This is a genomic window from Photobacterium sp. DA100, from assembly GCF_029223585.1.
Lineage (GTDB): Bacteria > Pseudomonadota > Gammaproteobacteria > Enterobacterales > Vibrionaceae > Photobacterium.
In genome coordinates, this window is record NZ_CP119424.1 from 1,582,115 (window position 1) to 1,607,054 (window position 24,940).

The 24,940-nt window shown below is 47.3% G+C and carries 18 protein-coding genes and 1 tRNA gene; 11 read left to right on the forward strand and 8 right to left on the reverse strand.

What is annotated here, in order from left to right; genetic code table 11:
* Positions 1-19: 19 nt before the first annotated feature.
* Positions 20-1,957 (reverse strand): PTS 2-O-a-mannosyl-D-glycerate transporter subunit IIABC, encoded by a 1,938-nt coding sequence (gene mngA, locus PTW35_RS24845; RefSeq protein WP_281027911.1) that lies wholly within the window; start codon positions 1,955-1,957, stop codon positions 20-22.
* A 290-nt stretch (positions 1,958-2,247) separates the two neighbouring features.
* Here mngA and PTW35_RS24850 point away from each other — a divergent pair, with 290 nt between their 5' ends.
* The 4 genes from PTW35_RS24850 (at position 2,248) to PTW35_RS24865 (ending at position 6,547) form a co-directional block, all read left to right on the forward strand.
* The gene (locus PTW35_RS24850; RefSeq protein ID WP_281027912.1) at positions 2,248-2,970 is read left to right on the forward strand and encodes a GntR family transcriptional regulator; all 723 of its coding nucleotides are present in this window, start codon (positions 2,248-2,250) and stop codon (positions 2,968-2,970) included.
* Between the two features lie 19 nt (positions 2,971-2,989).
* Positions 2,990-3,535 carry a sugar O-acetyltransferase gene (locus PTW35_RS24855; protein WP_281027913.1) on the forward strand — a complete coding sequence of 182 codons (546 nt, stop codon included), beginning with the start codon at positions 2,990-2,992 and terminating at the stop codon, positions 3,533-3,535.
* A gap of 111 nt (positions 3,536-3,646) precedes the next feature.
* Complete coding sequence (locus PTW35_RS24860; protein WP_281027914.1) at positions 3,647-4,960, forward strand: DASH family cryptochrome; 1,314 nt, start codon at positions 3,647-3,649, stop codon at positions 4,958-4,960.
* A gap of 30 nt (positions 4,961-4,990) precedes the next feature.
* Positions 4,991-6,547: a cryptochrome/photolyase family protein gene (locus tag PTW35_RS24865; RefSeq protein WP_281029141.1), complete on the forward strand. Its 1,557-nt coding sequence runs from the start codon at positions 4,991-4,993 to the stop codon at positions 6,545-6,547.
* Positions 6,548-7,513: 966 nt separating this feature from the next.
* Here PTW35_RS24865 and PTW35_RS24870 read toward each other — a convergent pair.
* From PTW35_RS24870 to PTW35_RS24880, 3 genes are all read right to left on the reverse strand, one after another.
* Entirely contained in the window at positions 7,514-8,809 is a 1,296-nt protein-coding gene (locus PTW35_RS24870) for an MFS transporter (RefSeq protein ID WP_044620672.1), read from the reverse strand.
* A 39-nt stretch (positions 8,810-8,848) separates the two neighbouring features.
* Entirely contained in the window at positions 8,849-9,586 is a 738-nt protein-coding gene (locus PTW35_RS24875) for a glycerophosphoryl diester phosphodiesterase (RefSeq protein ID WP_281027915.1), read from the reverse strand.
* Positions 9,587-10,124: 538 nt separating this feature from the next.
* A complete protein-coding gene (locus PTW35_RS24880; RefSeq protein ID WP_348637740.1) occupies positions 10,125-11,186 on the reverse strand; it encodes a helix-turn-helix domain-containing protein in 1,062 nt (353 codons plus the stop codon).
* A 92-nt stretch (positions 11,187-11,278) separates the two neighbouring features.
* Here PTW35_RS24880 and PTW35_RS24885 point away from each other — a divergent pair, with 92 nt between their 5' ends.
* The 3 genes from PTW35_RS24885 to PTW35_RS24895 all read left to right on the forward strand — a co-directional run bounded on the left by PTW35_RS24885 (position 11,279) and on the right by PTW35_RS24895 (position 14,119).
* On the forward strand, positions 11,279-11,887 hold the full coding sequence (locus PTW35_RS24885) for a LysE family translocator (RefSeq protein WP_281027916.1): 609 nt from the start codon (positions 11,279-11,281) through the stop codon (positions 11,885-11,887).
* Positions 11,888-12,062: 175 nt separating this feature from the next.
* Positions 12,063-12,911: a hypothetical protein gene (locus PTW35_RS24890; protein WP_281027917.1), complete on the forward strand. Its 849-nt coding sequence runs from the start codon at positions 12,063-12,065 to the stop codon at positions 12,909-12,911.
* Between the two features lie 221 nt (positions 12,912-13,132).
* On the forward strand, positions 13,133-14,119 hold the full coding sequence (locus PTW35_RS24895; protein WP_281027918.1) for a sensor domain-containing diguanylate cyclase: 987 nt from the start codon (positions 13,133-13,135) through the stop codon (positions 14,117-14,119).
* A gap of 83 nt (positions 14,120-14,202) precedes the next feature.
* Here PTW35_RS24895 and PTW35_RS24900 read toward each other — a convergent pair whose 3' ends face one another.
* From PTW35_RS24900 to PTW35_RS24910, 3 genes are all read right to left on the reverse strand, one after another.
* Positions 14,203-14,529, reverse strand: a complete 327-nt coding sequence (locus PTW35_RS24900) for a hypothetical protein (RefSeq protein WP_281027920.1) — start codon at positions 14,527-14,529, stop codon at positions 14,203-14,205.
* Between the two features lie 198 nt (positions 14,530-14,727).
* On the reverse strand, positions 14,728-15,345 hold the full coding sequence (rhtB, locus tag PTW35_RS24905) for a homoserine/homoserine lactone efflux protein (RefSeq protein WP_281027921.1): 618 nt from the start codon (positions 15,343-15,345) through the stop codon (positions 14,728-14,730).
* 719 nt (positions 15,346-16,064) lie between these two features.
* Positions 16,065-16,155 (reverse strand) — tRNA-Ser (locus PTW35_RS24910).
* Between the two features lie 359 nt (positions 16,156-16,514).
* Between PTW35_RS24910 and PTW35_RS24915 the strand changes: the two genes are divergently transcribed.
* The gene (locus PTW35_RS24915; protein ID WP_281027922.1) at positions 16,515-20,126 is read left to right on the forward strand and encodes an ImpA family metalloprotease; all 3,612 of its coding nucleotides are present in this window, start codon (positions 16,515-16,517) and stop codon (positions 20,124-20,126) included.
* Positions 20,127-20,183: 57 nt separating this feature from the next.
* On the opposite strand, the gene PTW35_RS24920 is transcribed toward PTW35_RS24915, so the two are convergent.
* Positions 20,184-21,098, reverse strand: a complete 915-nt coding sequence (locus tag PTW35_RS24920; RefSeq protein ID WP_039465003.1) for a DUF808 domain-containing protein — start codon at positions 21,096-21,098, stop codon at positions 20,184-20,186.
* A gap of 288 nt (positions 21,099-21,386) precedes the next feature.
* On the opposite strand from PTW35_RS24920, the gene PTW35_RS24925 reads away from it, so the two are divergent.
* The 3 genes from PTW35_RS24925 to PTW35_RS24935 are packed head-to-tail and all read left to right on the forward strand — an operon-like array spanning position 21,387 to position 24,936.
* Positions 21,387-22,550, forward strand: coding sequence for a cytochrome c oxidase subunit II (locus PTW35_RS24925; protein WP_281027923.1), 1,164 nt, complete (start codon positions 21,387-21,389; stop codon positions 22,548-22,550).
* Complete coding sequence (ctaD, locus tag PTW35_RS24930) at positions 22,550-24,349, forward strand: cytochrome c oxidase subunit I (protein ID WP_281027924.1); 1,800 nt, start codon at positions 22,550-22,552, stop codon at positions 24,347-24,349. The genes PTW35_RS24925 and ctaD overlap by 1 nt, the downstream gene beginning before the upstream one ends.
* Entirely contained in the window at positions 24,346-24,936 is a 591-nt protein-coding gene (locus PTW35_RS24935; RefSeq protein ID WP_281027925.1) for a cytochrome c oxidase subunit 3, read from the forward strand. Before ctaD ends, PTW35_RS24935 begins: the two co-directional genes overlap by 4 nt.
* The last annotated feature ends 4 nt before the right edge of the window (positions 24,937-24,940 follow it).

Below are 24,940 nucleotides of genomic sequence, written 5' to 3' on the forward strand. Positions count from 1 at the left end.
TTAGTCTTGAAAAGCAGGGTTAAGCATCAGCGGTCACTTTAAATGTGCCCTTTTTTGTCGCATGTGCCCTCCAGCTCACTAGCATCACGGTAGAGATAGCAGCACCAATTAGCGCGGCGCCCAACCAGATACCAGCCGCCATAAAGCTACCGATACCCGCATCATGAAGTAGGAACATTGAGAAGATACCTGCCCCCGGCGTCGACAGACCGATACCCGCCGCACCGACGATAGCACCTGTTACCATTGAGCCCGCGAGGAAAGAACCGATAACACGGATTGGATCTTCAATCGCCATTGGGATCGCACCTTCAGTGATACCCGCTAGGCCAAGTAGCCAAGTTGATTTACCTGTTTCGATTTCGAAGTCTTTGAATAGGCGTGGTGCCATCATGGTAGACGCCGTTACAGTAAAGGCAGATACCATCTTCACCGAGCCGAAGATTGCGTATGGGCCGTATACGCCGTTAGCCATCGCGCCCAGGCAGAATGCATATGCCGCTTTGTTTACCGGGCCACCCAAGTCGAATGAAACAAAGATACCGATGATTGCGCCAAGCAGCAGTGCGTTCGAACCATTTAGGCCGTTTAGCCAATCAGTCAAACCTTGGTTCAACATGGCTACCGGCTTGCCAATAACAAACAGCATCAAACTACCAACAACCAGCGTACCAATCACAGGGTAGAGGTAGAAGGTCAGGAAGCCGTTAAACGCAGGGCTAAGACGAACGTTTTCTTTCACCCAGCGCATCACGTAACCGGCAATCAAACCACCGACAACACCACCAAGGAAACCAGAGCCAATCATGTTTGCAGCAAGACCTGCTGCGAAACCTGGGCCCAATGCCGGCTTATCAGCGAGGGAGTATGCGGTGTAGGCTGCAAGAACAGGTACCATCAGGGTGCCAAGCAGGCCGCCACCCAGTTTCCGGTACATATTTAGCCATGAACCGTCTGTTGCATATAGATCTTGCAGATCAAATATCTGCGCAATCAAAACCGCAACCGCGAGAACCGTACCACCTGCAACAATAAGAGGAACGGCAAAAGAAATACCGCTTAGCAATGCTTGCTTAAGCTCAGTCTTGAATGGGACTTTCTTCGGTTTGTCTTCGGTGGCTGCAACGCGCTCTTCGCCTGTACCCTTCTTTGCCGCTTCCATCGCATCATTCAAGATACGCTCAGCATGGCGAATCGGCTCGGCAACGGGCGTTTCAACACGCGGGATACCATTGAAGCGCTCGATTTCTTTAATGGCCACTTCAGCTGCAAAGACAACAGCATCGGCTTTGTTTAGCTGCTCTGCTGTCAAACGGCCTTCAATACCGTTGGCACCCTGTTTCTCGACATGGACATTGATGCCCATTTTCTTACCGGCTTTCTCAAGGTATTCCGCCGCCATATAAGTGTGGGCAATACCTGCAGGACAAGCAGTAACACAAACAATCGTTGGGTTGCCTTCATTTGTATTAAGGTTGTCTTGTTCCTCCTGCTCGCCAGCACCATCGAGCAGAGCCATCAGCTCTTCCGCACTTTGTGCGTTGAGTACTGCTTCACGAACATCATCATCAACCAGCGTCGTGGTTAGCTCGGTCAACAAATGCATGTGGGTTGAGCCGGCTTCAGCATTTGGAATGGCAATCAGAAAGACCAGATTTACATCTTCATCTTCGTCTTCATCAATGCCTTTCCATTTAAGATCTTGTTTTAGCGTCGCGACCGCAAAACCGGCCTCTTTTACCGCGTCAGTTTTGCCGTGCGGGACTGCTAAGCCTTCGCCTAGCGCTGTAGGGCCTTGCTCTTCACGGGCAAAAACTGCATCAAGGTAAGCCTGCTTATCATGCAATTTACCTTGCTGATCCAGCTTGTCTGCCAGAGCATGAATCGCTGCCTCACGACTGTCAAATGTCGTTTGGATTGAAATCAGCGACTTATTGGTAAGGGTAGTCAGTTTCATCGTCGTCCTCTGTACCGTCATCCAGGTGGGCGTGGTTCGCCCTTAGTTGTATTAATACAAATATGATACGTATTATGACATCTCGTTCTGTGATCGTATTCACACAAACCCAAAATAGGTATCATTGTTGTATTAAGAAGAGAGCCAGCTTGTATATGACAACTTTGAATGATGCTGTAAATACAGGTAAAATACAGGTATCGCCAGCTATAAAACTATAGATGTAATACACCCAAGTGACCTCAGATAGCTTTGGTATATTAGAAACTTGCCTTCCAGAGGAGAACGATGTGGCACGCCTTCCTATGTATCGTCAGATCGCTGACGCAATAAAGGAGAAGATCCAATCCGGTGAATACAAACCGGGTGAGGCTTTGCCGACTGAAGCACAACTACGAGAAGCCTTCTCCGTGAGCCGGGTGACGGTTCGACAAGCCTTAAAACTACTCGTAGAGCAAAATGTGCTGGAAAGCATCCAAGGAAGTGGGACCTATGTGAAAGAGAACAAGGTCAACTACGACATGTACGAATACTCAAGCTTCTATGAAAAGCTGAGTCACCTTGATGTCAAAACCCACAGTGAAATTCTTGCATTTGAAATCACCACGCCAGCTCCGGCCATTGCCGAGGCACTGGAGATCAATGAAGAAGACAGGATCTTTTACGTTAAGCGCGTCCGCTTTATCGATGAGAACCCAGTGACCCTTGAAGAGACCTGGATGCCGCTTTCGCTATTCCCGGATCTCACCTATGAAGTGATGCAGGGCTCGAAGTACGAGTTCATCGAAGGGACCAAGAAAATGGTTATCGACCGCAGCGAGCAGGAAATCATCCCGGTGCTGCCGCCGCAAGAAGTGGTGAATCAACTGGGTATTCCGGCTGACCAGCCAATCATTGAAAAAGTCACCAAAGGCTACTTGGTCGATGGTACGGTGTTTGAGTATAGTCGTAACTACTTCAAATCATCTGACTACAAGTTCACCTTGGTCGCCAAACGTAATCATCATTACTAATTATTATGCAGTACCCACAATGACTGAATTAGAAAAAATGGTAAATGGCATGGATTTCGACGGCGAAGACCCGGAGATCCTTGCCATCAGAGACAACGCCTACAGACTCAAAGTGGCCATTAACCAGCATCCCGGAGATGCCCCTCGCCAGTTGCTCGAGCAACTGCTGGGATCATTTGGCGAAGATAGCCATATCCTCCCCCCTTTTCTGTGCGAATTTGGCAAAACCATTCATATTGGCTCCCACACCTTCATCAATATGGGCGCCACCATGCTGGACAATGCCGAGATCCATATTGGCAACAACGTTCTAATTGGTCCCAACGTCCAGCTTTATACTCCAAGCCACTCACTCGATCACCATAGTCGCCGTCGCTGGGAAACCTTTGCCAAGCCCATTGTGATTGAAGATGATGTATGGATTGGTGGCCATGTTGTGGTGTGCCAAGGTGTCACAATCGGTGCCCGCTCGGTGGTTGCCGCTAACTCTACGGTCACCGGAGATGTCCCACCCGACACCTTGGTGGGTGGCTCTCCAGCTAAAATCATCCGCTCCCTTAAATAGGTAAGCCGTTACTATTGATACGATCCCTTATAACTTAGGCTCATAAAACCCCAAATAATTATGATATTACGCCTATAGTTAAGCTATGAGATTGGCTTAGAGGGATCTTCAATGGCAACAGGTTTATTTCTTTTCCAAAATGATCTTAGACTACACGACAACCCTGCACTCGCCCTAGCCACTCAAGAGGCCGATCACCTCATCTGCGTCTACTGTTTGCCCGTCGATCACCTCAATCGTTACCCTTACCATATTGGTAAGCCTGGAACCTACCGTCACCAGTTTCTCTTACAATCACTCCACAACCTGGCCGAGCAACTCAGCGAATGCGGTCAGAGTTTGCACGTGATGCTAGATCACCCACTCAACGTGTTGCCGGAATTAATCGGTCAGTACAATGTCTCTATGATTTATACCAGCGAGCATGCTGGTGTGTATGAACAACGTAACTGGTACACCCTAAAAGGAAGGTATCCCTACATCACTTTCCGAAACATTGCTACACATACCCTGTTTGATAAAACTGATCTGCCTTTTGAAATAACAGAGACACTTCCCGATACCTTCAGCCAGTTTCGCAAGCAGGTTGAACACCTTGAAATTCGTCCCCCCTTAACCAGCATTGCTAAAATGCCGACTCCACCAGGTAGATTAAAGGCCTTTGACATTACCAGTGCCATGATCAACCCAAAGCTTCTGGGCCATTTTGATGGTGGCGAAACCGCAGCCCTTCGACACCTTGAAAACTACTTTTCTTCCCGAGCTGCAAGCCGCTACAAATTGACCAGAAATGAACTGGATGGCTGGGAAAACTCCACCAAATTTTCGCCTTGGTTGGCCTTAGGCTGTCTTTCTGCCAACAAGCTGATCCAACGCCTGCAGAGCTATGAACATAACGTCGAGTGCAATGAATCCACCCAATGGATTAAGTTTGAGCTGTTGTGGCGGGAATACTTCCAGTGGTATGCCCACCACCACGGACCAAAACTCTTTACTTTTGGCGGTATCAAATCGACCCCACCCCATACCGCATTTTATCCAGAGCGCTTCCGCCGCTGGAGTGAAGGAAATACCCCTTATCCCCTGGTCAATGCCTTAATGAACCAGCTAAGGCGAACCGGTTATATGTCTAACCGTGGCAGGCAAATTGCTGCTAGCTGCATGGTTAATGAGCTCAGCCTAGATTGGCGGTACGGTGCCGCGTTTTTTGAAGAACATCTTATTGACTACGATACCGCATCAAACTGGGGAAATTGGCAATACATCGCTGGCGTCGGAGCTGACCCGCAGCACGGCCGCCACTTCAATTTGAACAAACAAACTGAACTCTATGATCCAAATGGCGAATTTATCCGTAGGTGGGAAGGGAACAACTATGACGGTAATATCGACTCTGTCGATGCTGCTGATTGGCCTATTCGATAACAACGCAGAGACAGGTGCCAGATGTCAGCAGTGCGCTTTAAAACACTCAGATTAATCCTCGGCGACCAATTAAACGCAGAGCACTCTTGGTATAGCCGCGCCGATGAATCTACCCTATATCTAATCGCCGAACTTCATCAAGAAACAGGCTATGTCACTCACCATATACAGAAAGTATCTGCTTTTTTTGCTGCCATGGAGCATTTTGCTAACCACCTCACGCTGAAGGGTCATCAAGTCACTTATCTTAGCCTCGACCAATCCGCACAGTTTGCGGATCTACCCAATCTCATTGTCAGTCTACTGAAGCAGCATCAATGTACACATTTCGAATTCCAGCGCCCCGACGAGTACAGATTGTATGAACAATTACATTCACTTGCCGGCACCCTTAGCCAAACTGGCTTTTATTGCAGGGAATGGGACACCGAACATTTCCTCTTGCCTTTCAGTGAGATTGAAGCTGATTTCCCAGCAGGAAAGCACATATTAATGGAGCATTTTTACCGTCGTATGAGAAAAAGATTTAACCTCCTGATGGATGATGACCAGCCGCTCGGGGGAAAGTGGAATTTTGATCAAAGCAACCGTAACAAACTCAAAGCCAATGAGCTAAAAGACATCCCTGCTCCGCTCTGTTTTGCCAATGACGTTAGCGCCATCTTAAGCAGGATTGAATCGCACCATATCGCCACTATCGGCAAAGCCCAACAGCAATTACTCTGGCCAGTCACCGCCAGCCAAGCCAAAGCACTGTTGGATTTCTTTTGTCGCCACTGCTTAGCGCGATTTGGCCGCTTCCAAGATGCCATGACGGAGAATAGCCCGCACAGTTGGAGCTTGTACCACTCACGACTTTCATTTGCTTTGAACTGCAAGCTTATTTCGCCCAAAGACGTTATCGAACAGGCAATCAATGCCTTCGAGCAGAATAGTGCGATAGACATTGCCCAGATAGAAGGCTTCGTCAGGCAGATTCTGGGATGGCGAGAGTATATCCGTGCCATCTATTGGGCCAATATGCCCAACTACAGCCAAACAAATGCCTTAAAGGCCACCCGCCGCCTACCGGATTTTTTCTGGACAGGGAAAACCAAAATGGCCTGTATGAAAGCAGCAATTACACAATCTTTGGACTATGCCTATGCCCACCACATTCAGCGCTTAATGGTAACGGGTAATTTTTGTTTATTGGCTGGCATCGCCCCTGATGAAGTAGAGCAATGGTACCTGGGGATATACATCGATGCGATTGAATGGGTTGAAATGCCCAATACACGCGGTATGGCACTCTTTGCCGACAACGGCATTATTGCCACTAAACCTTATGCGGCCAGTGGCAACTATATCAATAAAATGAGCGACCATTGCAAACATTGCTTTTATGATGTCAAAACAAAAACAGAAGCAAATTCATGCCCATTAAATAGTTTATACTGGAATTTTCTTCATCAGAATGATACCTGGCTAGCAAAGAACCCCAGAACCAGGATGATTTACCGAAGTTGGGATAATATGTCTAAAGAAGGACGAAAGTCTATTTTAGATAAAGCCAACAACATACTAGCCAATATAAACATGCTTTAACTAAACATGCTATTCACTACAATATTTTGCTCATCTAAAAGCAATTAGCCGCCTAATTTATTAATACCTTGATACAGTAAGAAAAACAACATTACCATTTATCTTACAAATACATAAATCTGGAATTATTTATAAAAACCATATCAGCCACGAACACATTTTGTGAGCAATGTCACACCTTACACCCAATAACATGTATACCATGTCGAGAAAATCAATCATCAAAAGGATATTTGTATGAAGTGCTGTGATAATCCAGCGGCTATCCAAATGAAAAGAAGCCTCATCCAAAAGTTTTTCTATAATGCCGTTTACAAATGCAGAAGCTGTGGCAGAAAAATTAAGCTATAACCAGTAACAAATATTTACTTCCAACTTCAATTGCTTAAAAAAATGACAACCACTACTCTTTAATTAATGCTATTAGCAATATGTTGAACCAAAGCAAGCTTCACCATATTTAATAAGCTATTGGTATTTTCTTAGATGTAGTATTCCGCTTTATTTTAATCAATATTGCACTGGATAATTCAAGTATGTTTTTTGAAAACCTAACAAAAACACCTCATCTTAAAGAAACAGGTTTACTCAATGACTTGAGCCAAGCGGGTATCGGTATACCGAGATCACCGAAATCTTTAGGTTGCCCCAATTACCGTATTGTTCTCGCCTGCAGCCGAAGCCAGCTTAAGATAAAGAAACCGATTGAATTGATTGTATTATAGCTACAACTGAATTAAGCCGTCTCACTGCACGCTGATAGATTGATAACGCAGTACGTCTCTTTAACGTTACTCTATTGGATATCAGGCAACAAAACTCATTTCATCTCAATTTAGGTGCCTCTAAACATGCCTACAGACTAGTCCCTGATTTGTGCTTGGAATTTAACATGAAAAAGGATGAGCGGTTTGCACCGCTCATCCTAGTTTATATAATCACGAAAGTGATAGGATGCCTCATAAGTTATGAAGCGACGGGTTCCGGACTCACTTCTTGGTTTTGCTGTCGACGCTTCACTATCAGTAACACACCAGCACATAGCATGCCTACCGATGACACTGTTAGGCCGATACCGAAGATCATCTGATAGGCCTCGATCTTATCGAAGGTATCAATGATCCAGCCGTTCAGCGCATATGCCCAGAAAACAGACGCGTAAGCTGCAAACGAACCAACACTCATTGCCGCACCGCTACACTGAGCAGGTACACCCGCTTCAGCAACCGGCGCCAAGATGATACCTTTTGCTAAGAAGATAGAGAACGAGAAGCACATCAGCAGGATGATATTCATCATCAGCATACCTTCACCTTTCGGCATCAGAATAGTAGCCAATAGGCATAGTGCTGTTAAACCAAGGGCAAACATCATCATCTTAGTCGATGACTTGAATAGAAAATCAGACAATGTACCAGCGACAAGTCCCGCGATAACCCCCATAGCACCGGTATTGATGATCCCGAACATTGCCGCCTGAGACGTAGTCAGGCCAAATACTGCCTGCAGGTAAGGGACGGTGTAAATTAGGGTAATGTATGTCCAGTATACCGTCATCGACGTTAATGCCGCCAACCATACTGTTGGCATTTTCAGAACGTGAATAAGCCCCTGCAGTGCCGCTTTATTCTTGGATTCGCCCTCTTTAACCTCCAATTGGTTATTAGGTACATACTTCCAGACAAGGAAGATCATCGGGATAATTAGCAAGGTATAGAACAGAATCGCGCCTTTGAATACCAGAATAGAGCCACCGATCAATGCCATGATACCAACAATAGCGGCGTTCATGCTCATTTCCATCGCACGGCGGATAGACTCGAGTAAACCAAAGGCCATCCCTTTATTCTTGTCTCCCGACATTAGGTTGACACCGTTAACTACCGCAGGCCAGAAGATAGCATCAGTAATACCCCAGATACCGGCAATGATAGCCAGTACGGTGAATTCCGGCTGGAATAGGATGATAAACATCATACTGACAAAGCGAACGGCTAGGCTGCTCATCAAAATAGAACGAACAGAAAATCGGTTATTAACCCAACCCGCAGGAATGTAGAAGAACATTGCTGAGCCGATCAAGGTAAACAAGATACCCATTTGGGTATTGTCGATTTGAAGCACATCCAATAATAAGTTGTAGAACGTGCCTTTAAACGCTTCAAAAGCTGAGTAGATGATCTGGCCTGACATGACTACCGACAAGAAGCCGTAAAACCGCTTGTTAGAGTCAAAACCTATTTTTTCAATCATTCGTTTCATAACTTAGTTTCTTCTATTTGTTGTTATTGGACGTAGTTGTTACTTTTTATACTTTGACGGAAATTGATTGGCGATATCAGTGAAAACACCATCGACTCCCCAATTAAATAGCTGGTTGGCACGAGCAAGATCATTCACTGTATACACATTAATTTTGTAACCAGCGGCCTTGAACTTTTGTACTTTCTCTTTGGTTAGATTGACATCTTCAGGGTGGATATACTCTGCCTGGCAAGCCTCTAGGATCGAACACCAGTCATCCCATAGATTTGCATCTTCAAATAAGCAAGCCACTGCAGTTTCAGGTCGACGGCGCTTGAACTCGACAAGCGCTAAATGATTAAAGCTCGACACAATCAGCTCACGTTCTGGATTTAACTTTTCTAAATCACGGATGACATTCGTAAGTAGCTTATCGGTCATCTCCCAGCCGGCAGTACAAGACTTGATCTCAACATTTAGGTTAAGCTCATGTTCATTAGCTAGTGTAACGAGTTGTTCAAAGGTGGGGATTCTTTCGCCGATAAAATCATCATGGAACCAGCTACCTGCATCAATATCAGATAAATCGCTTAAGGTAAGGTCATATAAACTTCCACAGCGGTCAGTACAACGATCCAGCGTATCGTCGTGAGATAAAACGACCGTTCCATCGGCCAGGATGTCGACATCACATTCAATCCATTGAATTCCATATTGCTTGCACATGGAAAATGCTGCCAGCGTATTTTCAGGAGCAAGTGCAGACATACCACGGTGAGCAAATACTTTTTTCATTTCGTTACCTATATTATTTTCGAACGAGCATTGTCGTGGTCGGAAATATACAGAAGGCCGGGGATGGAAAATGTGATGTATATGCAATAAGAGCAAGCGCTAATGTGACCTGCTCAGCAGAAAGTAAATAAAATCAAAAGAAAATTCTGGAATAAACTCAATAGACGCCAAATTCAACATTTAGCCTCCCCCAAAAGAAACAAAGCAATATAATACTTCATCACTTTCCAAATGGAACACGAATTATCGCAAACCCACTTCCTGCGCATGAAGCCATACAAGAATATGAGCCACCTTATTAATAAATATTAATTATAGATGGCAATGCAAAATAACGCATTGCTATGAAACACAGTAATTGCCTTCAAGGCTTATTCAATAGAATAGATTCTGATATGTTGTGGAATGCCTGTTACTCAATAATACAAATCCGTCTTAAAAAACCGATGACAAAGTACAAAAAAACAGCAATAACAACAACACAATTAATACGCACTCACTAGTACGCTGTTTTTCTGGAGATATAACAACCCGGTTACTAATGTACCTTGCCATCTTTCTTCAATTGGGCTGGGCTATATCCAAAGTGTTTCTTGAACACTTTGCAAAAATAACTTACATCAGAGAAGCTGACTTCATTGGCAATATCAGAAAGACTGAAGAAGGAATTTTGCAAGCGCCAATGCGCATGATCCATCCGCATTTCAGCCCAGTATTCGCGAGGACTAATTGCCAATTCTGTTTTAAATACCCTGTCGAGTTGCCTGCGACTTAACCCCAACTGCACGGCCAATGCCTCAATACTCAGTGATACCGATAGATTCTGGCGCATGAGTGAGATCGCTCGTGAAATATGGCGATTATGTCGATGCGCTTGGTTGCTCTCGTGTCCCAGTGATTTCAAATAATGTTGTCTATTTCGGGTTTCATCCACCAGCATATCCGCCAACCCTTTCAACGCCCTCTCACGGCCACACTTTTGAGCTAACAGCTCGATGGCCAACTCGATAACGGCAGAACCTCCAACACAGCTGATCCGCTTACCATCGAAACAATAAAGTTGGTCAGAGCTCACCTTCAACGTCGGAAAAGCGGTCTCAAACTCCTGCTGGTGACGCCAGTGTACAGCTACTTCACAACCGGCAAACAATCCCAATTCAGCTAGTAAAAAGCTGGCATTGTCCACCGCCACCAAAGTATTGCCTCTGGCAACGGCTTGCTTGAAAAAGGACTGGTAAAGAGCAGCCATAGCTTTCATCTCGCCGGCGCGGCGGCCACCAAACACTACGACATAATCATATTGAGCCAAATCAACATGTTTGAATGACAGCGGAATCGAGAGCTGCACACCACTGCTTGATAACACTTCGCCTTCAGACAATCCTGCCACATCCCAAGCACAGTATTTCTGCCGGCTGTAATCCTCATCATCGGCAGAAAAACGTAATTTATCGAGAAAGCTGCCAAACGGCAGCATATTAAAAGTGGGCAATGGGACCAGCAAGAAACGTACATCCGGCTCATTAATTGGCGGTACCGGGGCTGAAGATGAAGGCAGATGAGTAGACATGGGGATCCGTGAAAAGCTGATAATGTCCAAATATTACCTCAGTTAGTCCAGATACAACCATAACTTTTGTACCGCTCACTCGTATACTGCCAACCAGCCCCTTCTCCTCTATAAGGTATATTATGGAACTGCAAACTTGGTTGCTCTATTTGGTAGCCGTCATTGGATTAGCTTTTGCTCCAGGCCCAAATGGCTTGCTGGCATTAAGCCACGGCGCCCTTTATGGCCGCCGAAAAACACTCCCAACGATTTTGGGAGGAGTAACTGGCTTTATTGGCGTAATTGCCATTTCGATGTTTGGGATCGGCTCGCTCATGATGGCCTCGGCACATGTGCTTTCTTTGCTGAAATGGCTCGGCGGTGCCTACCTCGTCTACCTCGGGATCCAATTGTGGCGAGCACCAGCCATCACATTGGAAAACAAGACAGTTGTTGACAATGGGCAATTGGCCCGCTTTCGCCAGGGGCTTCTGGCGGCAGTTTCAAACCCAAAGGTTATTTTATTTTTTGGCGCGTTCTTGCCACAATTTATGACGCCCAATGCACCACTGCTCAACCAGTTTTTCATCCTGGCGGTGACCTTCGCGGTAGTGGAGTTCTGCGTTGAGTTTTTTGTGGCCTGCATTGCCCATCAGTTGCGCCCTTGGCTGCAAAAAAGCGGCCAACGCTTCAACCGGGGGTGCGGCACAGTATTTGCCCTACTCGGAGCCAGCCTACCACTGAGCCAGTAAGCCAGCACTATTCTTGGCACCCATCAATACCGATGAGGTGCCTAGCCTCCAGACATCGCAAGCAGTTCGATACAAATCCGATATACTTATACCCAAGCTTGTTTTGTGACAAGAGTAACTTTTTTGATTAGGTTACTGAGCCTGTCATGTCGTAGGCGTAGGAGGTAGGTGCGCAATGTTTTCATTGACTCAAAAGATCGTCCCATTCTCCGTATTCATCTCGCTGTTGCTCAGTGGCTGCAGCTCCGGGCCTGACGGGGTAAGGCGCAGTGGAGAATACAGTTTTTATGATTCGACCCAGAGTTTCATCGCACTGACGGATACCCGGCGAAGCGGCGCCGTTGTCGATAAAGGTGTGTTCTACCCCAAAAACACGTTTGCCTATACCTATCGCTATTGCTCAGACAATCCCCGGCAGGCCGCAAAGGATATTGCAGAATATCAAGCTCTCGCCAAACGGGTTTGTGATACCAACAGTGGGCAGCTAATTAGCCAGGCCAGTGGAACCTGGTGCGTACTTGCTGCCAATACCCCCAACGAACAACCACTGTTCTCTGCAAAAATCACCAGTACCGCATTATGGGCCGATTTATGTTTGGACGGGCCTTTTGTCACCTTGCGGCTAAATGAAAATACCCAAGCAAGTCAAAGCCAATGGTATGAAAGCGCACAAGTTCTGGGTTATGAGCCCTATTCCCCGCTCCGCGAACTAGCCCCCGGTACTGCGATCACGCAGGCAATCAACCAACCTGCATCGCCAGCTACAGCACCTTGGGGCGATGAAAGTCAATATATTTACTCGCATATCGGCACCACGGTATGCCTCTATGATCATCCGCATCAAACCAACCTCGGTCACACCTATCGAGGACAGGTATTCAGTGTCAACGATGGTCTGGTCAAAGTTTCGGTAAAAGAAAAGTTCAAGGGCGATATCAGAACAGCACCGATGCGAGAAAAGGTTAACTGGCACCGTACTTCATATATCACAGCCCCGGCCAACTCATGGTTTGTTTGCTCATAACACAAACATTATGTAGGGGGAGGAGTGCTCTCCCTAGCGTTTTCCCCGCCTCGACACCACTGCCTATCTATCAAGGCATTAATGGTTTCGTCTAGCAAATTTTCTGAGACTTCTGCAGCTGATTATCAAAATATTCACAGCAATATCACAAAGTGCAACTATTCCCCCATTGCTCCCCACCGGCCTACATATACTCCTAATTGCAAAGCTGGAGATTAGAAATGTTTGGTCGCACAAAATGCTTAGCTTCAAATAGTCACCCAGAATTGGACTTGGAAAAGTGGCAAAAAACAGTCGATTTGATTGCCCAATTGTTCAACTGTGCTTGCGGGGCCATCGTACAGTTACGCGATAAGGAGTTCTACACCGTTCGCTCTAGCCAGAACAGGGATAATTTTCTCAAGACCGGTGATGCCTGGCCCTATGAAATGAACAGCTTTTGTCGCCATGTTATCGAAAAAGGAAGCGCGCTGTATGTTGCAGATCCTGCCAACGATCCACAATGGAGCCAAATTCCATTTGTAAAGGAAGGCCCGATCCGATCTTATTTTGGTGTGCCCATATACTGGCCTGATAACTCCGTGTTCGGCACTATCTGTGCGATAGACACCAAGCCGACTGAATACAATGACACCTTGTATCAACTGCTTGAACAACTTAGAGAGTTAATTACCGCCGACCTGAAACTTATCGATGCTTACGAGAATGTCAAAAACCTTGCCCTGACCGATGAGCTAACCGGTTTATATAACCGGCGTGGTCTTTCGGCCATGGTTCAGAAAACAATACAGAATCACAACAGTGCCATTAACTCAATTGCCATTGCTTATTTTGACTCTGATAACCTCAAGGAGATAAACAATCAATTAGGCCATGACTGTGGTGATATTGCTATTCAAGCCCTGGCCGTTGAAATAAAAAAGTTAACTCGCTCAAGCGATATCTTAGCACGCGTAGGAGGCGATGAGTTTGTAGTAGTATTGAACAACATCGAAGAGCCGGTGCTGCGGAAAAAATGCCAGTTGATAGAATCAAATTACCGCGCGAATCTCTCCAAGCGAAAAGAGTTTAAAACGTACACCAATGACTTTAGCGTGAGTTATGGTTGCTTATGCGTAGATACCAATGACGGTATTGAGCTTTCAGATCTATGCATCCAAGCGGACAAACTAATGTATGCCAACAAGATGAGCAAAAGAAACTGCTAACAGACGATAACGCTGAGTTCTTGAAATTAATGCTCATCTTATATTTTGGGTAACCGATTAACACTTACCCTTACTTTGACTATTTAGTTATATTTTATGTATAACATTTTACGCAGGCTATCACATCGGCCTTTATCTAGACGATCACCTAAATAATCACCATCCTCTGCTGCTTTTTTCACTACTAGCGCTTTTGCTCGTGCACCATCTGGTAACTTTTTATATTCATCGTAAGTATTAAGCTTAAGCAGCTTATATTTTGAGTGCTGACTTGGGCTCGCGACATGCTCATAACAATAAATCATGGCACCGGCATTTGCACCAATTTTGGCAGCATCAGAAACGGCATAGGCATGGCCGGTAGCCAACATCAAACTGCCAGCAACGATAGCCATCTTTACTTTGTTCATTTGTCCTCCAATAGCACTTCATTCATATTAAAGCCCTTATGCAAAACACCAGTACAAGGTGTTAAGTATGCGACGAGCCAACAACAAAGTAACAAACCCCATGCGGCTTTAATTACCATATGGCGACAGGCGAGGAGAAAGTAGTGATTCAGCACATACGAAAAAGCCCCTTCAGTGAAAAGAGGCTTTAACAGAAAGTTATGCTTTGGTGCTAGCTAACAGCGCTCCGCAACCTATGAACATTGTTCCAAAAATACGATTAAGTCTTTTTAAGACCATTGGAGACTTGATGTAATAAGCAAGCTTCGCTGCCAATATGACATAAATTACCATTACACAAGTATCTACTATGATTGTGGTTGCCCCCATCTGAATGATTTGTAGATAGTGTGAAGAAGTTGCATCAAGAAACTGTGGCAATAGAGCAGCAAAGAAGATTACTGTTTTAGGATTAGTCAGGTTGACAAAAACAGCTTTTCTAAACAGTTTCCATTCGGAGGTTTCAACTAATATATCTGTAGCATTGATCGTAGTGGTTTCTTGAAATTTTTGTATTCCAAGCCAGATTAAGTAAGCCACTCCCACCCACTTGATTACTATAAATGCCATCAACGACTGCGAAACAAGAACACCTAACCCCATACCAATCAAGATAATGTAGAATGCAAGACCAAGTTGCAAGCCTATGATAGATATCAGCGATTTCCTAAAACCATATACCATTCCATTATTAATGGTATTAATTGTACCAGAGCCAGGAATTACGCTGTATATAAAAGTTGCACTAAGATACGTAACCCAAATTTCAATATTCACAAACAACCCCAAACATAACCACAACAAAAGCATGGGAAATAAAAAACGCATTATCCTATGTAACCTAGTTTGAATACAGATATTTTTTATACTCGAAAAAGCTGTTTACTCATCCAATGTTTGTGAGTCGATACAAAGCTTAACCTTGCGTTTTATCAGTGCCGTGCTAGGCAAAGGTGTAGTGGTTTGTGGTTGATGCTTGTATACCTACGACACCCATTAATGGCATTGGATATGCTTTGCTTTAAACATCATAAGGCTTAATGATGTGGTAATAGCTTAATCAAACAACGCGTGAAACAATTGAACTTGATCAATGTTCGCAGGTAAGCGGTCACGGGCCATTAGGAAGAATGTAAATTCGTTGGGATAGCCAATTTGACGCTTTGAAAATGAGGTAGCGATCCGAGTGAAGTACACGCTATTTGGGAGTCTCAATAAGCACATCGGTGCTTCTTTTCTGCGCAAGAAGATTATTGACAGCGTAGATACGAAAAAGGCCTTGTCTTGTGTCGGGGACGCCTAGTCAAGGCCTTTGAATGTGGCGGAGACATAGGGATTTACTTCGCCCTTCGGGCCGTTGCTTTAAAACGCCTTCGGCTAGCAACGTTGTCTCGCTTCGCTCGGCTGAACCCTGTCTAGCGTTCTTCACCCTATCACTTTCATTGCCAAGTGACAGAAGTAAAAAAGCCAGCAGTTAAGCTGGCTTTTTTTGAATGTGGCGGAGAGATAGGGATTTGAACCCTAGATACGCTATTAACGTATGCCGGTTTTCAAGACCGGTGCTTTCAACCACTCAGCCATCTCTCCGTAAGTGCGGCGTATAATAAAGTAGGACTTTCTTGTTGTAAAGCCCCAATGAGTTCAACTGCTCAGTGTCTGAACAATTTATCTCACCTGACCCGAATCTGCTTAATTTGCCACTTCAGCTAAAACAAACCCAGCCAAATAAAACCTTGTCCAAATATCCATACAATTAATCAGTCTATGAAGCAAGCTCACAGAATAGCACTGGTTTGCTCGCACTATTCCATTAACATTATAAATAGAAGCAACATACACCTTTACTTGAAACCTTGGAGGTATTTTCCCCGCTGTAAGCCACTGAATAAAAAACCATAAGTAAATGGCTATTATCAATCCTCTTGAAATCGATAAGGGAATTATCCATGAAAAAATCACTCTGCCAGCTTACGCTTGGGGTTTGGGCGATAGGCTGCTCGTCAACCCTCGCCGCCCCTCTCACCATTGAACTTGAACAACTTGCTGTACAGGCAAATCAAGCGCTGAGCGAGGTCTATATGGCTTCTCAAAGTGCTGGTATCACCGAATTAGGCGATTGCTCCTACAGCTGCGGAGGGCACCCAAACTGGGACCCAATCGCTGGGTACTATTTTGTCAACGTAAACGACACCAAGGTATATGTTCGTTATGGCGCCCCTGTACGCTTTTCTACCCCCATTTATCGCAATGAAGGCGGCCAAACTAACTTCTTCAGCCAACTGGCTGGCATCGATATCGACAATTACCATACCGGTGTTGTTCAGCTGGACAAATGGCCTGACTTCTTCGTTGATAAAAGCTTGCCGTCAGACTTCACCCAACAGGCACAAAAATCGCATAGTGGATGCTTCCTGGCCTACCAACCTGTCAATAGCTACGCCCCTCAAGCAAGCTTCTATGCCGTGACATCAGGCTGCCCTGATCCCGTGGACGCCGCCGTTGAATCTGGAAATGCCCTTCTCATTCCAGATAGGGAATCGGTGCTGCAAGCGATCCTCAATGTCATTGAAGCTAACAGCACGCAATATCAAGAGGCAAAAAATGCCATTTTCAACCTCACGCCTGATGGGCATGCCAAAGAAGACGGCAGCAGCTTAACCAACCTATCATGGGACCCAACCCACGATGCCAGCACGTTTATTCCTACCTATGGAGTCAACGAAGCCATTTTGTACACCAACGATGTCTATGTGTCGGGTAAGACGGTGTATGAAAAAGCCATCGGTATTGTTGGTGAAACAGACAACAGCCGCTATTTAGTGCTCGGCTCCAACCCCATGCGAACTTGGCAGCGTGGTTTTGAAACCAATGAACAAACAGAGGCTTTTGTTGAAAACAGTATTCAGTGGCTAACCGGTAAAACACCCAGTGATATTCTTTCTGGTGGGCTGAACATTGTTATTGCACAGATGGAGAATGGCTATTACTTCCCCGATGAAAGTGCGACGCGTAACTGGCTAGATCACCGCTTTCCCGATAGCGTCACTTACAATCCGGCCAGAAGTTGCAATGGCACGGCACTTACCGGCTGTATCACCCCAGAAACTGATTTATTGATCGTCTCCCAGTATCTTCGCAGCGGGGAAGACGCCGAGAGCATTGCTGAGCAAGTACAAGCTGCGCAGGCACAAGGGATCCCCGTCATGTATCTCCATCATGACGGCAACCAGACCGCACTGGGCAAACAGCTATTCCAGCTCTTCAATGTCAGTTACGAATGGGATAATTACTGGAAAAAGCTAGGGCTGAAAGGTTTTGATATTACAGCTAGACAAGGACTACTGCCTGACGATGTCGAAAAAGTCAAAACCATGGTCACGCATTTCCTCGATCAAAGCTTTACCAGCGATTTAAGCCAATGTGATTCAAGTTGTTCAAACGTCGACAGCTTCAAAACTGAATTCCAAGACGCAGCGACCCTGGTCAGGAACATGGCCAACGGCCTAGACAGCAACAAGACCGACTTATTCTCACTAGAAGGATATAAGTACCAGAAACTGCTGATCTTGCTCGCCGATTATTTCCGCCAGTCCGTTTCATTTCCAATGGACATGGCCTCGAGCGATACCACCCGCTTCCTGGAAGCCTATTATGCCGACCACGTTCAATACAATTACCGTGACCTCAGCCCTGCTCAGCCGGATCTTGGCAACTTTAGCCGCGGTGACTTCAGCCATATCACACCAAGCGACCGGACTGTAACACTGACAAGCAAGGCTCATTTCCAGTCTGCCGGTGTTTACGCCCTGCCGGGACAAACATTTGAAGTAACGCGCCTTGATGATAATGCCGCAGCCAATACCACAGTGTTTGTCAATTCGTTGCGATCATCAGCTTCGAAGCCATTCTCCTCCGGGGGCTACAAACGGCCGAAGTACCTCCAGTCAGTGAAAATTAGCTTACTGCCGGGTGAAACCCTCAAGCTAACGTCGCCTTACGGCGGGCCGGTGCAAGTCGGATTTAGTGGTGAGGCAGGATTACCCGTTGAGCTAGCGTTCAAGCAAATTGGCCGCCACCCTCATTGGCGAAGCAGCGAAGACAACATCAGCTTTGCCCAGGCTATGGAGCAAGAGCAATTTGATTGGGCTGAGGTGGCCACTCCCTACTTTGAAGTGCACTCGACCATGTCGAAGATGAAGTCCACTTTGTCAGATGCCAACTGGACAACCGCGGAAAACTTAGCCAGCGCAATTGATGCATACATTCATGACTACCCACACGTACTGGCAGGTTTCCAGGGAGACGGTATCACCCAGATCCCAGAAATTCATGATTTTGCGGCCCAGAAGGGTTGGACAATCGACAGCCATGCCATCGTCAAGCATATGAATGCGGATCAGCCGACTTGCGGCTATGGCTGCTCGGGCAACCCATATGATGCGGGCTGGGCCTTTAGCCCAACCGGCCATGGTGATATCCACGAACTCGGCCACGGCTTAGAAAAAGGACGTTTCCGCTTCAGTGGCTGGGAAGGCCATGCCAGTACCAACCCTTATTCGTACTATTCAAAAACCCAATTCTTCAAGCAAACAGGAGAAGCACCAAGCTGCCAGAAACTTCCTTTTAAATCCATGTATGAAACGCTGCAGACAGCACAGAATCAGCCAGATCCTTTTGCATATATGCAGCAAGCCAACTTAACAAAATGGAATCATGGTGTTGCCATCTATATCCAGATGATGATGGCCGCCCAAGCCCAAGGCGTGCTTCAAGACGGCTGGCACCTACTGGCACGACTTCATATCTTGGAACGTGAATTTAACCGGGCCAAAAAGAATGAGTCCGAATGGTTGCTCCGCAGAGATAACTTGGGATTCAGCCAGTATTCTTATGATGAAATAAAATCCATCAGCAATAACGACTGGCTCGCAATTGGCATTTCCTATGTTACCCGCCTCGACTATGGTGACTATTTGAACATGTGGGGGATCTCAGTCTCCGAGAAGGCGCGGTTGCAATTGGCCGAACATGACTTTGCCCAAGCCATGCTTCAATACTACCAAGCTGACGGCAATGATTACTGCTACGGCCTAGATAAACCTGTGCTGCCTGTCAATGGCACCATGAGATGGTCTGGTATCGATCCTGGCGAAGGGACAGATGTGGCTTTTGGTAAACCGGTGACGATATCCAGTTATTACGATGAAAGCCGCTTCCCTGCAAGCCATGCCGTCGACGGCAAGTCATCCACTTTCGTCCACTCACAGCGTGGCAGTTCAGAATGGCTTGAAGTGGATCTCGAAGCAAGCTTGCCAATTAGCGCAATCATCCTGACCAACCGCTCGGATTGTTGTCAGTCCCGCACAGAAAATATCACGCTGCAATTGCTCGACGGCTCGAGAAATTCAGTTTGGAACTCAGGTCCGCTGGGAATTCAAGATGAGTGGATATTCGATGATCGCCATGGCCTGCCAACAACTCAGATCCGCTATATACGGCTAGAGTCTAACAATCAATATATTAATATCAGTGGCATTATGGCCTATAGCCAGCCATAGCCACGGCAACAAAAAACCGCCGCACTCAAAATGAGTGCGGCGGTTTCTTTATGATCTTCAAGCCACCGCGTCTCTGATCCTGCGGTAAATAGTTACCACAAATAACACCACTGCCCCGCTGAACAGGCCAATCGCCGCATTGACAAACGCAGGAAGCATCAAGGCACCACCAGGGACTTCTGAAGCTTGATGAGTCAGATGCTCTATCAAGACATGGGAGTGCGGCATGCTGTGTACTACGATACCTCCCCCCACCAAGAACATCGCAATAGTGCCGACAACCGCCAGACTCTTCATCAGATAAGGAGCCGCCTTGATCAGCGATTCACCGATTCCGCGCTTGAAGGAACCCGCCTCACTCGTTCGGGCAAGGTACAAGCCAAGATCATCAAGCTTGACGATACCGGCCACCAAGCCGTAGACCCCTATGGTCATAAACAGAGCAATCACACTGACCACCAGCACCTGGGTCAGCATAGCCGACTCTTGAACCGTACCTAGGGCGATAACAATAATCTCCGCCGAGAGAATGAAATCGGTCCTTATTGCCCCTTGTATTTTCTTTTTCTCAAACTCGACCAGATCCTCTGCCGCATCCATCTGCTCGAACTCGTCGCTGTCTTCTGGCCGATGCGGATGGAACAGCTTCTCCATCACTTTTTCGAACCCTTCAAAACAGAGGAACAGGCCGCCGACCAGTAGCATCGGAGTGATCAGCCAGGGCGCAAAGGCACTGATCAACAATGCCGCAGGCACCAGAATCAACTTATTGCGAAACGACCCCTTGGCGACCGCCCACACCACAGGAATCTCACGTTCGGCTCGCACGCCAGACACCTGTTGGGCATTCAATGCCAAATCGTCCCCCAGCACCCCAGCGGTTTTGCGAGCAGCCACTTTGCTCATGACCGCCACATCATCAAGCACAGTCGCGATATCATCCAACAGGGTCAGTAAACTTGCTCCGGCCACTTAGCACCTCTTTCTTTTTATTGTACTAATTAACTGTAGTGAAGAATTAATGATTCTAGCCACCGCGAGGAAGCAATCAGGGAGCTAGATCTTTTCGATAAATTCATTGAAGATCTCGCGGCATTGAGGATCCCCCGCTAAAATGTAACAAGATATTACCACTAATCAGCCCCTTGGCGAGATAGATATTATTCAGCGGTTACCTACTTCGCCGCTGCTTTGGGAACTCTTTCAGTCACATTTCATTATCACGGAAGCTAGCTTACCTATTTGCGAGGTGACAGGCTTATGGCGATTGCCATTGTCTTGATAGTGATAGTTGTGGCATCCATTGCCTTTCATTTTCTCAGCCCGTGGTGGCTAACCCCTGCCGCATCCAACTGGGGCGAGATAGACGGTGCCCTCAACCTGACTCTGGTGATCACCGGTGCGTTTTTTATCGTGATCAACTTGATGATCGCTTGGTTTGTGATCAAGTATCGCCACCGCCAAGGCCATAAATCCACTTACCAGCCAGACAACAAACGTCTCGAGGCCTGGTTAATTGGCTTAACATCCGTTGCGATTATCGGTTTGCTGGCCCCGGGACTGGTGGTATACGGCAAGTTCGTTGCCGTGCCCGATGATGCCAAAGAGGTAGAGGTCGTAGGCGAACAGTGGAAATGGAGCTTTCGCTTTCCCGGCGATGACAACCAACTGGGCAAATCAGATATTCGCTTTATCAGCAGCACCAACCCATTGGGGCTCGATCCTGACGACCCCGCCTCCGGTGATGACAAAATCATACTGGGTCCCGAATTGCACCTACCGCTCTACTCGCCCTATAAGATCTTGCTGAGATCCAAAGATGTCCTGCACGATTTCAATGTCCCGCAATTTCGCGCCAAGATGGACCTGGTCCCCGGCACAGTCAGCTATTTTTGGCTGACGCCCACCCAGCGCGGCACTTTCGATATCTTGTGTGCCGAGCTGTGTGGTGTTGGGCACTTCAATATGCGCGGTAGGGTCGTGGTTGAGGATGATGCCCAGTTTGGCCGCTGGCTTGCCAAACAACCGACGTTTGCCCAAACCCAGCAGCCAGCATCAGAGAGGGAGCAACCCGTTACTGATCCTGTCGAACATGGCAAAACCCTGTCCGAGGTGAATGGCTGTATCGGATGCCACAGCATAGACGGCAAACCCGGTGTCGGCCCAACATGGCTCGGCCTCTATGGCAAAACCGAAATCCTGTCCGACGATACAGAAGTGCTGGTTGACGATGAATATCTCAAAGTCGCGATTCTCAACGCCAACGCTGAAATCGTAAAAGGCTACCCAGCCATCATGCCGGTCTACCAATTTAACGATCAGGAAGTGGATGCCATTATTGCCTACATCAAGGCGGTGTCATCACCGCAGGCAGATCCTGGTGGAGGTGATAACGACAGTAAAGCCAATGAGGGAGCACAATAATGTTCGAAACCAGTCCCTATGCCGTCAAAAAACGCCCGCAGTCCTTCTGGACCAAATATGTCTGGAGCCAGGATCACAAGGTCATTGCCATCCAGTACACCCTCACAGCTATCGCGATGGGGCTGATTGCACTGGTGCTTTCTTGGCTGATGCGGCTGCAACTGGGGTTCCCCGGCAAGTTCGACTTTATTGATGTCAACCTCTACTACCAGTCAATGACCCTGCACGGCATGATCATGGTGGTATACCTGCTCACCGCCTTGTTTCTGGGCGGCTTCGGTAATTACCTGATCCCCCTGATGGTCGGGGCGCGGGACATGGTCTTTCCCTTCCTCAACATGCTCAGCTACTGGTTCTACTTACTGGCATCGTTAATTCTGGTCGCGAGCTTTTTTGTGACCGGCGGGCCGACTGGCGCGGGCTGGACCCTCTACCCCCCTCAAGCCATTATGCCCGGTACACCGGGGACAGACTGGGGGATCGTGCTGATGCTGCTTTCACTGGCGGTGTTTATTGTTGCCGCCACCATGGGTGGGCTAAATTATGTCACCACCGTACTGCAAGCCCGTACCGAAGGAATGACATTGCTGCGTATGCCATTGACAGTGTGGGGGATCTTCACCGCTTCGGTCATGGCGTTGCTGGCCTTCCCGGCATTGCTGGTCAGTGCCATTATGATGCTGTTCGATAAACTGCTCGGCTCGAGCTTCTTTATGCCGGCTATTTATTCCATGGGCCAACAGACCGGCTACGACGGCGGAAGCCCGATCCTGTTCCAGCACCTGTTTTGGTTTTTCGGCCACCCCGAAGTGTATATCGTGGCCTTGCCCGCTTTCGGTATCGTCTCCGATCTCATCAGTATCCATGCCCGCAAAAATATCTTCGGCTACAAAATGATGGTCTGGGCCATTTTGGGTATCGCGGCTCTGAGCTTTATTGTCTGGGCCCACCACATGTACGTCAGTGGCATGAATCCATACTTTGGCTTCTTCTTTGCCACCACTACGTTAGTGATTGCGGTACCGACTGCAATCAAGGTCTACAACTGGCTGTTCACCCTCTGGCGTGGCGATATTCACCTCAGCCTGCCGATGCTTTTCGCTATCGCCTTCATGAGCAGCTTTATCATCGGCGGGCTAACCGGCTTGTTCCTCGGCAATGTGATTGTCGATATCCCACTGTCCGATACTTACTTTGTCGTCGCCCACTTCCACATGGTCATGGGCGTGTCGCCTATCTTGGTCATTTTCGGGGGCATCTACCATTGGTACCCTAAAATTACCGGCAGGATGATGAATCCGGTGATGGGGCATATCCACTTCTGGATCACTTTCCTCGGCACCTACGCCATTTACTTCCCCATGCACTATCTCGGTATCCTCGGTATGCCAAGACGTTACTACAACTGGGATGATTACAGCTTTATTCCCGAGTCCGCGCAGTCGATGAATGCCTTTATCACCATTGCTGCTCTGGTCGTCGGCGCCGCCCAGATCATTTTCCTGTTCAACCTGTTCTGGAGTTGGAAATTTGGCAAAGTGGCCGATAGCAATCCCTGGAAAGCCACGTCACTGGAATGGTTCACGCCAGACACGCCTCCCAAACACGGCAACTGGGGCGAAGAGCTCCCTGTGGTCTATCGCTGGGCCTATGACTTTAGTGTTCCCGGTCACGACAAAGACTACATCCCGCAGACACAAGCCCCTGAATCAGCCCAGGCCGCCTCTTCCTCTTCTCCCGGAACATCAGGAGGCAGTGGGAGCGAATCAACGGCAAAGGCCAATAAGGAGCGTTCATGAACAAAAACATGCCCACCCTGACCCAAGATCCCGACGCTCGCTATCTCGCCCAGCGCCAGGCGCCGGCATCAACAGCCGTGTGGTTTCTGCTTGCCGTTATCACCATGTTCTTTTTCCTCTTTGCTGTTGCCTACCGGATCAGGATGACATTACCAGACTGGCAGGCGCTCAATGAGCCGTGGCAGCTCGCTGTCAGCACCGTGATGTTGGTCATGAGCTGTGTCGCCATGCACCTGTGCTATCGCAAGGCCGCCTTGCTGCCGTCTCTGCGTGCCAATCATGCCCTGTTGGTATGGACTGTTATCTTTACCCTCGGTTTTGTATTTAGCCAGCTTTGGGCATGGCAAGCATTGCTGTCAGCCAACCTAGGGATCGGCAGCACACCTGCTGCGAGCTTTTTCTATTTGCTGACAGGGCTCCACGGACTGCATGTACTGGGCGGGCTAGTCGCCCTGAGCTGGGTGGTACTCCATGCCGGAAGCGGTCATCGCAACCAGCTCTATCCGGCCCTTCGACTCTGTACCCGATACTGGCATTTCTTGTTATTTGTCTGGCTGTTTTTACTCGGCCTACTTCGCTTGACGTAATGGG